Source organism: Bradyrhizobium sp. USDA 4354, from assembly GCF_054060315.1.
Genome location: NZ_JBSSDC010000001.1, coordinates 3,831,456 through 3,844,570 on the forward strand (window position 1 = coordinate 3,831,456; position 13,115 = coordinate 3,844,570).

Annotated in this window: 12 protein-coding genes; 11 read left to right on the forward strand and 1 reads right to left on the reverse strand. The window is 59.4% G+C overall.

The annotated features are described in order from the left end of the window. Positions 1–34 precede the first annotated feature (34 nt). A complete protein-coding gene (locus ACVIIV_RS17495; RefSeq protein ID WP_456745256.1) occupies positions 35–922 on the reverse strand; it encodes a glycosyltransferase in 888 nt (295 codons plus the stop codon). A 225-nt stretch (positions 923–1,147) separates the two neighbouring features. On the opposite strand from ACVIIV_RS17495, the gene ACVIIV_RS17500 reads away from it, so the two are divergent. From ACVIIV_RS17500 to ACVIIV_RS17550, 11 genes are all read left to right on the forward strand, one after another. Further along, on the forward strand, positions 1,148–1,900 hold the full coding sequence (locus tag ACVIIV_RS17500; RefSeq protein WP_456745257.1) for a WecB/TagA/CpsF family glycosyltransferase: 753 nt from the start codon (positions 1,148–1,150) through the stop codon (positions 1,898–1,900). A 3-nt stretch (positions 1,901–1,903) separates the two neighbouring features. Further along, positions 1,904–3,028 carry a non-hydrolyzing UDP-N-acetylglucosamine 2-epimerase gene (gene wecB, locus ACVIIV_RS17505; RefSeq protein WP_456745258.1) on the forward strand — a complete coding sequence of 375 codons (1,125 nt, stop codon included), beginning with the start codon at positions 1,904–1,906 and terminating at the stop codon, positions 3,026–3,028. Then, positions 3,021–4,283: a UDP-N-acetyl-D-mannosamine dehydrogenase gene (wecC, locus tag ACVIIV_RS17510; RefSeq protein WP_456745259.1), complete on the forward strand. Its 1,263-nt coding sequence runs from the start codon at positions 3,021–3,023 to the stop codon at positions 4,281–4,283. The genes wecB and wecC overlap by 8 nt, the downstream gene beginning before the upstream one ends. Before the next feature lie 36 nt (positions 4,284–4,319). Continuing rightward, the gene (locus tag ACVIIV_RS17515; protein WP_456745260.1) at positions 4,320–5,384 is read left to right on the forward strand and encodes a Gfo/Idh/MocA family protein; all 1,065 of its coding nucleotides are present in this window, start codon (positions 4,320–4,322) and stop codon (positions 5,382–5,384) included. A 53-nt stretch (positions 5,385–5,437) separates the two neighbouring features. Then, positions 5,438–6,913 (forward strand): oligosaccharide flippase family protein, encoded by a 1,476-nt coding sequence (locus ACVIIV_RS17520; RefSeq protein ID WP_456745261.1) that lies wholly within the window; start codon positions 5,438–5,440, stop codon positions 6,911–6,913. 33 nt (positions 6,914–6,946) lie between these two features. Beyond that, positions 6,947–7,408, forward strand: coding sequence for an acyltransferase (locus ACVIIV_RS17525; RefSeq protein ID WP_456745262.1), 462 nt, complete (start codon positions 6,947–6,949; stop codon positions 7,406–7,408). A gap of 129 nt (positions 7,409–7,537) precedes the next feature. Then, positions 7,538–8,716, forward strand: a complete 1,179-nt coding sequence (locus tag ACVIIV_RS17530) for a DegT/DnrJ/EryC1/StrS family aminotransferase (protein WP_456745263.1) — start codon at positions 7,538–7,540, stop codon at positions 8,714–8,716. Then, complete coding sequence (locus ACVIIV_RS17535; protein ID WP_456745264.1) at positions 8,689–9,714, forward strand: NAD-dependent epimerase/dehydratase family protein; 1,026 nt, start codon at positions 8,689–8,691, stop codon at positions 9,712–9,714. The genes ACVIIV_RS17530 and ACVIIV_RS17535 overlap by 28 nt, the downstream gene beginning before the upstream one ends. Beyond that, on the forward strand, positions 9,654–10,850 hold the full coding sequence (locus ACVIIV_RS17540) for a DegT/DnrJ/EryC1/StrS family aminotransferase (protein WP_456745265.1): 1,197 nt from the start codon (positions 9,654–9,656) through the stop codon (positions 10,848–10,850). Before ACVIIV_RS17535 ends, ACVIIV_RS17540 begins: the two co-directional genes overlap by 61 nt. Continuing rightward, entirely contained in the window at positions 10,847–12,337 is a 1,491-nt protein-coding gene (locus ACVIIV_RS17545) for a class I SAM-dependent methyltransferase (protein WP_456745266.1), read from the forward strand. The genes ACVIIV_RS17540 and ACVIIV_RS17545 overlap by 4 nt, the downstream gene beginning before the upstream one ends. Next, a complete protein-coding gene (locus ACVIIV_RS17550) occupies positions 12,334–13,089 on the forward strand; it encodes a class I SAM-dependent methyltransferase (protein WP_456745267.1) in 756 nt (251 codons plus the stop codon). The genes ACVIIV_RS17545 and ACVIIV_RS17550 overlap by 4 nt, the downstream gene beginning before the upstream one ends. Positions 13,090–13,115: the final 26 nt, after the last annotated feature.

The window sequence follows — 13,115 nt, forward strand, 5'->3', positions numbered from 1 at the left end:
CGGAAAACCGCTGCACACTTTTCCGGATCATGCTCTAGCGATTCCAGGCGACCGCTCGCTGGCCTCGTAGGTGCGAGAGCATCGTCACGGCGCGGTGCGTCCGGACAGCACACAATACGGCAATAGCCTTGAGCCGGACGCCGCTACCATGCAGGCGGTCGCTGGTCAGCACAGTCACGGCGCTTGGCGCGAGTGATGCGAAGACGAGCAACGCTTGCGCGATCCAGCGCAATTGCCAAATAGGCTTACCTTCCGCCATGTTGCGATAGTGCGCGATGTGTCGATCCCATTTGGTGTAGAGCTCCTGGAGAGAGCCGCGAGCCGGATGGAAGACGATCATTTCAGGCGTGTACCGGAATCGAAGTCCAGCGCGCAGCGCACGCTGCCCCCACTCCATGTCTTCGGCTACGTCGATGCCGGCAAAAGGGCCGACGCGATCGAAGTCGCGGCGAAACACTGCCATATTGCCAGTGCCGGAATAGCCGTGACGCTCGATATAGAGCTTGAACCGGTAAGCGAAGATGCTCTCGTAAGCAGCAATGGCGTCTAGCTCCACATTGTCCGGTCGCCAAATGCGAACGTCGCCCCCGAGAATTGTGCCAACTGGCGACGAGTAGGACCATTTCATCACGGCGCTTAGCCAATCCGGATGGGCTCTACAATCGGCGTCGATGAAGGCGAGGATCTCGCCTCTGGCGGCAGCAACGCCTGTATTTCGCGCCGGGCCAGGTCCCGGACGCGGTTCGTGCTGCAGCCGTACGCCGGGATGACGGGCAACGACGTCCAGCGGGGGCGCTGCCGAGCCGTTGTCTACCACGATGATCTCGAAAGCCTCCCGAGTCAGGGTCTGTGCGTCCAGGCTGCGCAAACAGGCTTCCAGCGCATCAGCCTGGTTGAGGTGGGGAATGATGACCGAAATCATCAATTAATTTCTCCATTTAATTTAGGTCGGACGTTTGTCTGGCCTCGTGCGCGACGGCCCCGCTATTTGCGATGCATATCGACGTATTTAAACCTTGCAATTAAATGGCGGGCGCGTATTATCTCCATAATAATGTTAAATGCAAACTTAAATCGGCTCGGATTTTCTAGGAGATAGGTTCCAATGCGCGCCTCATTTCTGGGATGCCCCGTCGACCTGCTGACGATGGCGGAGACCGTCGATCTCGCGCGCCGCGCCATGCGCAGCCGCCGCCGGCTGCAACACGTGGCGCTGAACGTCGCCAAGTTCATCAATATGAGATCCGATCCCGTGCTGGCGGCCGATGTCGCCAGCAGCGATGTTGTCGGCCTCGACGGCATGGGCATTGTTTGGGGCGCTCGAGCGCTGGGGCTTCCGGCGACGTCTCGGGTCCCGGGTGTGGATCTTCTCGCCGAGTTGCTCGCGGTGTGTGCACAGGAAGGCTTCAAGCCTTATTTCCTGGGCGCCACTCCCGCCGTACTGAACCAGGCGATGCAAGCCGCGCGCGAGAGGCATCCTTCGCTTGTCTTCGCAGGCTGGCACGATGGCTACTTCAAACGCGAGCAGGAGAGTGACGTCGTACGCGACATCCGATCCAGCGCGGCCGATTGTCTCTTCATCGGCATGCCCACACCCCGAAAAGAGCGCTTTCTCGCCGCCCACCGCGATGATCTTGGCGTGCCTTTCATCATGGGCGTGGGCGGTTCATTCGACATTCTGGCAGGCGCCGTTCGGCGTGCGCCGGTCCGGATTCAGAAACTCGGCCTCGAATGGCTCTATCGCATCTATCAGGAGCCCGGGCGGATGTGGTGGCGATACGCCACGACCAACACGCTGTTTGCGGCCGTCCTGGCGCAAGCTCTCATCAGGCAGGCGTTTCGGCATCCGCTTGCTCCGCCCGGTGCCGTTCCGCCCGGTCCGAGCCGGATCGGAGGGTGAGGCGTGCGGAAGCATTTTCTGGTCCTTCTGGGAACCCGGCCGGAAGCAATCAAGCTCTTTCCGGTCATCAACCGGCTCAAGGCGGAGAAGAGCAAGGACGTCTCCCTAACAATCTGTGCGACGGCGCAGCACCGGCACTTGCTTGATCAAGTCCTCAAGCTGGCCAAGGTGGTTCCGGATTTCGATCTGAACGTGATGACGACCAATCAGACCTTGGATCACCTGAGCGCCCGGTTGCTCGGACAAGTCGGCGAACTCCTCGACAAGCTGAAGCCCACCAGGGTCCTTGTCCAAGGCGACACGGCGACCGCCATGACGGGTGCGCTGGCGTCCTACTATCACCGTATACCGGTCTCGCACATCGAGGCTGGACTGCGCAGCGGCGACATCTACGCCCCGTGGCCCGAGGAGGTGAACCGCAAGATCGTCGGCTCGATCGCCGATCAACATTTCGCCCCCACGGAACGTGCTGCGCAAGCGCTGCGTTCCGAAAACGTCTCGGATGACCGCATTCACGTTACTGGAAACACGGTGGTGGATGCTCTCATCCTCGCGAAAGCCATGGTCGAATCCGACCCAGGACTCTCGTGCCGATGGGATGGCATCAAGCAGCGTCACGGCAATCGGCGCATCATCCTGGTGACTTGTCATCGCCGGGAAAACTTCGGCGGCGGCGTCGCCAATATCGTGAACGCGTTGGAGACTATCCTGCGACGTGAGGACGTTGCTGTGGTGCTCCCCGTTCATCCGAATCCGAATGTTCGTGACCTGTTTGCGTCGCGGCTGTCGGACCACCCACGAGTCGTCCTCATCTCCCCTCAGGAATACACGGATTTCGTGAGCTTGCTCTCGTTGTCCTACTTGGTCCTGACAGATTCAGGCGGAGTACAGGAGGAGGCCCCGACTTTCGGGAAGCCCGTCCTGGTGATGCGCGACACCACCGAGCGTCCCGAGGGAGTAGAGGCGGGCACGGCGCGCCTGGTCGGTGCAAACTACGACAGGATCGTTGCGGAGACGTTTCGTCTGCTCGACGATGACGAGACCTATGCTGCCATGGCACGTTCGCACAACCCGTTTGGTGACGGGCACGCGAGCGAGCGGATCGTGAAGGTTCTTCTCGATGCCTGAATTCCAAAAGATCAATGTCATTGGACTCGGTTATATCGGGCTGCCGACCGCGGCGCTAATTGCGAGCCGAGGGCTGCAGGTCGTCGGCATCGATACCAACGAACGCATCGTTGACACCGTTGCGTCTGGCAAAATTCACATCGCCGAGCCGGATCTGGATGGTCTCGTTTCCAAAGTCGTGTCGAGTGGTGCGCTCACGACGTCCAGGAAGCCGCAGCCGGCGGACGTGTTCATCATCGCGGTGCCGACCCCGATCGATCGCGAGAACCATCCAGACTTGTCAAGTGTGAATGCCGCGGTCGACAGCATCGTGGACCTTCTTGCGCCCGGCAATCTTGTCATCCTTGAATCGACATCGCCGATTGGAACGACTGAAGCCATCGCAAATCGGATCATTGAACGCAGGCCGGAGTTGCACATAGGCGTCAACGGCAAGGAGGACGGAGCGATCTACGTCGCATATTGTCCCGAACGCGTATTGCCAGGTCGGATCTTGACCGAGCTCATCAACAATGACAGGTGCATCGGCGGGATTACGCCAACCTGCACGCGGCGTGCTCAACGCTTCTACAAGATGTTCGTTCGCGGAGCTTGCGTCGGTACTACGGCACGAGCGGCCGAGTTGGTCAAGCTGACGGAGAACGCCTTCCGCGATACCAACATCGCATTCGCCAACGAACTCTCGATGATTTGCGACCGGTTCGACATCAACGTCTGGGAAGTGATCGATATCGCCAACCGCCACCCTCGCGTAAACGTGCTGCGGCCGGGACCGGGGGTGGGCGGGCACTGCATTGCGGTCGACCCCTGGTTCATCATCGACTCCGCGCCGGACCTGGCGCGCGTGATGCGAACAAGCCGAGACGTGAACAACGCCAAGACGCGGAAAATCATAGAGCGCACAGAGGCGCTGATTGACGACCATCCTTACGCGAACGTTGCCTGTTGTGGACTGACGTTCAAGGCCAATGTCGACGACTTGCGTGAAAGCCCGGCGATGGAGATAGCCACGCATCTCGCGGCGAAATACGGCGAGCGGATCAAGGTCGTTGAACCGAATCTGCGCCGTCTGCCTCCCCAGCTGGCCGACTATCGTGTCGCATTCGTGAACATCGAGGAAGCTCTGCGCAGTTGCGAAATTGCGATTCTCCTCGTCGACCATGATGAATTCAAGATGGTGCCCCTGGCGGAGCGGCGGCACCTCGACGTCATCGATACGCGAGGCATATGGCAGGATATGCCTGCGCGAACCTAACGTGCAGAATCGTATTCCGAATGGATCGAGGTCAGTATGCGAGATAGCCAGCTGGGAATCGGGGTTGTGGGATACGGCTATTGGGGTCCCAATCTCGTCCGCAATTTTTCGAGCAATCCCGCCGTCCGCGTCGTCAGCGTCAGCGACCTCGATCCAGGCAGGCTGGCCGCCATGAGGCAACTGTACCCGGGGGTAGCGACCACCGCTCGATACGACGATCTGCTAAAGGACTCCTCGATCGATGCAATCGCCATCGCTACGCCGGTGCACACACACTACGAGCTGGCAATTGCCGCGTTGAGAGCTGGCAAGCACGTGTTGGTCGAGAAACCCCTGGCGCCGAGCGCGGAGCTGGTATCCCGCCTGATCGACGAGGCGGACCGGCGCGGATTGACGCTGATGGTCGATCACACCTTTATCTACACGCCGGCGGTTCAGAAGATTCGTGAGCTTCTGCTGAAGAGGGAGCTCGGAGACATCTACTATTACGATAGCATGCGCTCGAGCCTCGGGCTGTTTCAAAAGGACGTAAATGTGATCTGGGACCTGGCCGTGCACGACATCTCCATCATCGATCACATTCTCGATGAGGAGCCGATCGCGGTCTCGGCGACGGGGTCGTGCCATGTTGCCGGTTCGCCGGAAAACATGGCTCACATCACATTGTTCTTTGGCAACGCATGCGTGGCCCACGTCAGCGTCAACTGGCTCTCGCCTGTCAAGGTACGGCAGACGTTCATTGGCGGCAGCAAGAAGATGATCGTCTATGACGATCTCGAACCGACCGAAAAGGTGAAGGTCTACGACAAGGGAATTACGCTCGACAGGCCCCCCGAGAGTGCGCATCAATTTCGGATCGGGTATCGCGCCGGCGACATGTGGGCACCGCATATCTCGCCGAAGGAGGCGTTACAAGCAGAAGTCGAGCATTTCGTTGATTGCGTGCGCACCGGGCGACAGCCGGTCTCGAGCGGCAGGTCTGGGCTGCGAGTGATCGAGGTGCTCGAGGCGGCCTCGCGATCGATCACCGAACAGGGCAAACCAGTCGAGATCAGGCAGTTACCACGCAGGCTGCCGGAGCTGGCCCGGGTTACGGCTTAATTGGCGGTTTGGTCGTGGCATTTCGCCAGCCGAGGTCCCCCGACGGAGTCGCGATGAATTCAGTGCAGCGCTCCGTCTTGTTCTCGGCGGTCGACCGCTATGCGGGTCTTGTGCTGTTCTTCTTCTCGACCGCGGTGCTTTCGCGACTGCTGACGCCGGCCGAGTTTGGGGTTTTTGCGGTCGTCAACGCGCTTATCGCCGTGATCGCGGCCGCTTTCCAGGAATTTGGAGGGGCGAATTACCTGCTTCAGAAGCATGATCTGTCGCGCGTGACTATTCGTACGGCGTTCACCATCAGCTGTGCGATCTCACTGGCGGCCGCGCTGAGCCTGCTGGCCGCGGCCGATGTCTTATCGGAACTCTTTGGGCAGGACAGTGTAAGGCGAGGAATCGAGGTTTCTGCGCTGAACCTCCTCCTTCTACCCGTCTCCGGAACATTGGTCGCTTTGTTTCGCCGCGACATGCTGTTCGGGACGCTCGCGCTCTGCAACCTTGCAAGCAATATGACGGTCGCGCTGGTTTCGATCGCTCTTGCGATATTGAACTTCAGCTACATGGCCCCGATCTGGGGGAGTGTGGCGGGAAGCGTGGTCCTCACGACCATGCTGCTGATATCGTATCGGGATTTCAGTGTGCTGCGGCCTTCGCTGTTCGAATGCCGAGACGTCCTCAAATTTGGTCTCTTTTCCAGCGGCGTCGGCGCCATCAACATTTTCTACAACCTTGCACCCCAGCTCTTTCTTGCGAAGATTCTCGATTTCACGGCCGTTGGTCTCTATAGCCGAGCGATAAACCTGACCCAGGTATTCGACAGGCTCGTCACGCAGGTGTTGAACCCGATCATCATGCCGGCAATCATGACTCAGCGTGCAGCCGGGGCAGATCTAAAGGGCGTATATCTGGATGCGGTCCAACTGCTTTCCGCCGTTCAGTGGCCATTCCTTACATTCGTCGCGATCATGGCAAGACCGATCGTCTTGATCTGGCTTGGCGAAGCCTGGCTGGATGTCGTTCCGCTGGTGCGCATTCTCTGCTTTGCAAATCTGGCGCTGTTCGCTGCGTGTCTGACATATCCCATCTTCCTGGCGGTGGGACGCGTGCGGGACGCGCTGGTCTCGTCCTTCATCTCGTTGCCACCGTCGCTGCTTGCCCTGCTGTTTGCGTCCTTTTTTGGCGTGGAGGCGGTCGCGGCGTGCGCATTGGTGACGCTGCCATTTCAGGCGGCAGTCGCGATATACTATCTCAGTCGGCATCTGGCGCTGCGGCCCGGCGAGTTTGCTCGTGCCCTTCTGAAGAGCGGCGTCGTCACCGTCGCGACCGCCTCGGCCGCCGCCACCTGTGCCGTGTCGATCGAGGCAGGAGCTCTCAATGTCGTTATGGGCCTCGGATTGGCATTTGTGGTCGCCGCGCTCTGCTGGTGGCTGGGGCTGATCGTGACAGGGCATCCTCTGCTGCAGCACCTTCGTCAAACGGCAACGGGTCTTCTGGAGATGGCGCCCAGGCTGCTCCCGTCGCGCTCGGCGCTTTGAAGGTTTGCTTGACTGTGGAGACGGAGAACTGACATGCCGATAAAGGACACCCAGCTTGGGCGCGATGTCCGCATCCTGCATCCGGATCTGGTCAACCTGTATGGTTGCGCCGTTGGAGATGAGAGCAGGATCGGAACCTTCGTCGAGATCCAGGCGGGGGCAAAGATAGGTGCGCGATGCAAGATATCGTCGCACAGCTTCATTTGCGAGGGCGTCACGATCGAGGACGAAGTGTTCGTCGGTCACGGCGTGATGTTCACGAACGACAAATATCCCAAGGCGACAACCGGGGATGGTCGTCCTCAACAAGCGTCGGATTGGACGCTGCAGCGCACTCATGTCGGTAGGGGAGCTTCCATCGGCTCGAACGCCACCATTCTGTGCGGTGTGACGATCGGTGCGGGTGCCTGCGTAGGTGCGGGTGCCGTGGTGACAAAGGACATTCCACCTGGGGCCACGGTCGCCGGCGTACCCGCTCGGATCCTGACCGCCTGAAGAGATTGTCAGGTGTTTCGGCACTGGCATTATTGTTAATATATTCGAGCACAATTTAATGCTTGATTAAATGTGATGAATATTTTTAAATAGCCGATATAATTATCGTCCACTCAAAGGTGTTGTATCTTGATACCTCTCCTGGACCTCAAGGCGCAATATAGCCAGATCAAGCCGGAGATCGACGCGGCAGTCGCGAGGGTCGTTAGCAGCGGGCACTTTGTGCTCGGACCCGAGGTCACAGCCTTCGAGGAGCGCTTTTCGGATTATTGCAGGACCGCCCACTGCCGCGCGGTGAACAGCGGCACTTCGGCGCTTCACCTTGCCTTGCTGGCAGCCGGCATCGGAGCCGGTGACGAAGTCATCACGGTATCCATGACGTTCGTCGCAACCACCGCTGCCATTCTCTACAGCGGGGCCAGGCCGGTATTTGTCGACGTTGATCCGGTCACCTGGACGATGGATCCCCACTTGATCGAAGCCGCGATAACACCGCGAACCAAGGCAATTCTGCCGGTTCACCTCCACGGGCTGATGGCGGATATGGATCCGATAATGGACATCGCGCGTCGTCACGGGCTGATCGTCATCGAGGACGCCGCGCAGGCGCACGGCGCGGAATACCGCGGACGTCGGGCAGGCTCGATTGGTGATCTGGGATGCTTCAGCTTCTACCCCGGCAAGAATCTCGGAGCATTTGGCGAAGGTGGGGCGGTCGTCACCGACCGAGCTGAATTTGCGCGTCGCGTGTCGCTGCTGCGGGATTGGGGGCAGGAGGCGAAATACGACCATGCCATCCCCGGATACAATTATCGCATGGACGAAATTCAGAGCGCGGTACTGAACGTCAAGCTTGATTACATTGAGCGCTGGACGGAGGCGCGTCGGTCGCTGGCTGAGCGTTACAATGCTCTGCTGTCTGATCTCCCATTCGGACGGCCGCACCCGCCGCGGCACGCCCGTCACGTGTATCACGTCTATGCGGTCAGATTGCACGGGCGCGATGACGCGCTGAAGCTGTTGCGTGATGCCGGTATTGGTGCTGGGATTCACTATCCGGTTCCGGTGCATCTGCAAAGAGCCTACGCAGAACTCGGCTATCGCGCCGGTGATCTCCCCGTCACTGAGATGCTCGCGAACGACTTCCTCTCCCTTCCGATCTATCCGGAGATGCCGCCGGATGGGGCGAACAAAGTTGTCGCCGCACTGGGGAGCGCGGCGGCATGGCAGCCCAGCGCAGCCGTCAGCAATCGGGCCGAGCATCCCCAAAGCGTCATGGCATGGTCGCACAACAGGAGAGCGTCTTGATTGATCTCAAGGGTAAACGCGTTCTGGTCACCGGCGGGGCAGGATTCATCGGCTCCCACATCATTGATCTGCTCTGCGACGAGGGGTGTATCGAAATCGTCGCCTTGGACAACATGATCAGGGGCCGACCCGAAAATCTCCGTCGCGCGCTCGGGCGTGGGCCGGTGAGATTGGTTCACGGCGATATTCGCGACCGCAAGATGATGGAAGCGTTGGTCAAGTCGGCGGACATCGTCTTTCACCAGGCTGCGCTCCGCATCACTCATTGTGCGGCAGAACCACGCCTCGCCAAGGAGGTCATGGTGGACGCCACGTACGACCTGCTGGAGCTGTGCATCAAGCACGATATTGAGAAGATCATCGCGGCGTCTTCGGCTTCCGTGTATGGCATGGCCGAGGAATTTCCGACGACAGAGCGGCAGAATCCGTACAACAACCGAACTCTCTATGGGGCCGCCAAGGCGTTTAACGAGGGGCTTCTGCGGGCCTTCAACGATGCGTGCGGGCTCGATTACGTGGCATTCCGGTATTTCAACGTCTATGGCAGCCGAATGGACATCCACGGACGGTACACCGAGGTCTTGATCCGATGGATGGAGCGTCTGGAAGCCGGACTGCCCCCCGTTATCTTCGGCGACGGCCGTCAGAGCATGGATTTCGTCCACGTCCGCGACGTCGCGCGCGCCAACATCCTGGCAGCCAGGGCAAAAATTACTGACGAAGTCTTCAACGTCGGGAGCGGCACTGAAACCAGCCTGATAGAGCTGGCTACGGTGCTTGCGTCCGTGATGGGGCACCGCGGCCTCACTCCCGAATTCGCGCCGGAGCGCTCGGTCAATCCGGTGCCGCGGCGACTGGCATCGACGGGCAAGGCAGAGCGCTTGCTGGGTTTCCGCACCGCGGTTTCGTTGGAGCAGGGGCTCGCCGATCTCGTAAAATGGTGGCGATCCGAGCGCGAGCTCGCGTCGGACCATCAACGTCAGGCGGCGGCTTCGTGATTCCGATCGCCACGCCGCTGCTTGCGGACGAAGAGGCTGACGCTGCGCGCGCAGTCGTGCTGTCGGGCTGGGTATCGCAAGGCCCGCAGGTCGCAGCGTTCGAGCGCGAATTCGCCGCTCTTGTCGGCGCACCGCACGCCTGTGCGGTATCCAATTGTACGACCGCCCTGCAGCTCGCGTTGGCGGCGTTGGATATCGGCACCGGCGACGAGGTGATCACGGTCAGCCATTCCTTCATTGCGACCGCGAACGTCATCCGACATCAAGGCGCCATTCCGGTTTTTGTCGATATCGATCCCGAGACATATAATCTGGATTGCACTCGGCTGGCCGAGGCCATCACCGAACGCACGCGCGCGATCATTGCAGTTCATCAGATGGGCATGCCGTGTGATATGGCAGCGCTCTTGCCCATAGCGCGCCGCCACGGCATCGCCGTGATCGAGGACGCGGCCTGTGCCGCCGGATCGCAGATCCGGATGAATGGCGAATGGGAGCCGATCGGCAAGCCGCATGGAGACATTGCGTGCTTCTCCTTCCATCCGCGAAAGGTGATCACCACGGGTGAGGGGGGGATGCTCACCACCGCGAATGCCGAACTTGATCGCAAGTTCAAGCTGCTGCGCCAGCACGGGATGAGCGTTCCTGACACGGTACGGCACAATTCGTCGAGCGTGATCTTCGAGGATTACGTCGTCGTCGGCTACAATTACCGAATGACGGATATGCAGGCCGCAATTGGGCGCAGACAGCTCGAACGGCTTCCAGAGCTGGTGGCACGCCGGCGGGCCGTTGCCGCCAAATATGCCGAGCAGCTCGGCAATCTGGAAGGACTGCGGTTGCCAACCGAACCGCCGTGGGCCAGATCCAACTGGCAGAGCTATTGCGTGCGCCTCCCGGACCGCCTCGATCAACGGATGGTTATGCAACACCTCCTCGATAACGGCATTGCGACCCGCCGCGGCATCATGTGTGCCCACCGTGAGCAGCCGTATTCGGGGATCACGCAGAGGCAGTATCTGCGTCAATCCGAGCTCGCCCAGGATCGGTCCATCTTGCTGCCCATCTACGCACAGATGAGCGCGGAGGATACCTCGAAGGTGAGTGCTGCGGTGCGGGCAGAGCTGGAACGATGACTTCGGGAATCGCCGATCGAAAGGCATTGCGACTTTTGGTCGTGATCGCGAGCTATGGGACTGCCAATAATGCCTACCTGGATCGAGTGATCCAGGAGTATCGGTCCATGTCGTTCGATGTGGACATCGTCATCATATCCAACATTGACAAGAGGCCCGCTGCAGACGTCGAATGCATCGTAGGCCTTCCCAACAAGAATCCCTGGTCGCTTCCCTTCGCGCACAAGGAGCTATTTGCAGCGCGGGTTGATCAGTACGATCTATTTATATATTCCGAAGACGACATCTTGATAACTGAAAGGAACATCAGAGCGTTCCTTGACGTGACTTCAGTGCTGAATGAGGACGAGGTTGCCGGACTGATGCTCGTTGAGAAAGCGTCAAACGGCGAACTCAATTATCCGCAGGCCCATGGCGCCTTCCACTGGGATTGCACGTCGGTAAAGATCAGGGGGAGTTACTATCTTGCCCAATTTACCAACGAGCATGCCGCCAGCTATGTGCTCACCCAGCAGCAGCTTGCGAGGGCGATCGCGTCCGGGGGATTTTTGGTCGGGCCTCACGAAGGCAAGTACGACCTTCCTTGCACCGCTGCAACTGATCCATACACCCAGTGTGGTTTCAAGAAGCTGATACCGATTTCCAACATCGATGATTTTTCGGCCCACCATCTGCCTAACAAGTATATCAACCGGCTCGGCGTCGACCGCCAGCAATTGGACGCTCAACTATCCGTCCTGATGCGGATTGCGCGTGAGGGCAGCAATGCGGTTCCGCTATTCAGTGCCGAGACTCGGCTTTGGCACGGCATGTATTCGAAGGACTATTACGAGCCGGCCAGGGACGAAGTGTTGTCCGCTGTCCCGAAAGGCGCCGCGGTATTATCGATTGGATCCTGCTCGGCTGCAAACGAGCGCCGCCTGCTGGAGCAAGGAAACCGCGTGGTCGCTGTACCCCTCGACCCCGTGGTGGGCAGCGGCTTGGCCCAGCTCGGGGCCGAGGTGGTGTTGGGCGACGTCACGACGGCGCGCGCGAATATTGCAGCGGAGCGTTTCGACCGGTTGCTTTTCGTTGATGTCTTGCAATTCGTCCGCGATCCGGCCCATCTGCTCAGGCAATTTGCCGGTCTCTTGGCTCCGGACGGCAAAGTGATCATATGCGCGCCGAATCGACCCTCTCTTCGTTACGCTTGGGAATGCGCGAAATCCAGCAACGTCTTTCGGCACTGGGGGACTTTCGAGGCTGTAGGGATTCACGACACGAGCATCGGAAAGATTCAAAGGTGGTGCGCGCAAGCCGGTCTGGCGATCGAGAAGATCGAAAGACGCGCTTCAAGAAGAACTAGTCCGATGTTGCAACTCCTGTCGCCCATACTTGCGCCCGACCTGATTGTCACCGCCAAGAGACATGAGGCATGGAAGCCATTCTTTCGCGGCGGGCACGAGATGGAGCAAATGGAGGTTTCCAGAAGGAGCGTCGCTCAATGAGCTTGGAGGCCGCCACGAGGATCGAAATCGATGACATGCAGGGACATGGAGGGGCCTCGCAGGTCTCGGCTGCGACAAAGTACTATAGCCGCTCTCGCCGCGAGATACGGTCGTTGCTGCCCAGCCGCGCCTCCCGGATACTCGAAGTGGGGCCTGGCGCAGGCTTCACGCTTGTGTGGCTCAAGTCGATCTACCCTGATGCCACGACATTTGGGGTCGAGCTCAATCAAGCACTCGAGGCTGACCTGCGAGAGCACGCTGATGTCGCGATCATCGGAGACATCGACGAATTGATATCACGAGTCGGCAGCAAGTTTGACCTGATCTTGTTGCTTGATGTGCTTGAGCACGTCCCGGATCCAACTCGCACGCTCCAGGCGATCACGAGAAGGCTTCTCATGGATGGCGGTCGCGTGATTGTTTCCGTTCCGAACATCGCGCATTTGAGCGTGACGCTCCCGCTGCTTTTCCGACGTCGATTTGACTACACGGATTCGGGAATTCTCGATCGCACCCATTTGAAGTTCTTCGTCGAAGATACTGCCCTCAAGCTTCTCAATGACTCAAATCTGGTGGTCAAGGACGGTCTGATCACGGGCCTTGAAGGTCCAAAGTCCATGATGTTGGATCGATTGACCCTCGGACTCCTGACCCACCACCTGGCAAAGCAATACATCATGGCGGGTGAGCTGACTGGTGGCCCTGTCGCACAGCCGAGGGTCAATTGGAAGAAGAGCCGGCTGATCGGCTAGATAGAGTCTAGCGGTGCAATGGTAAG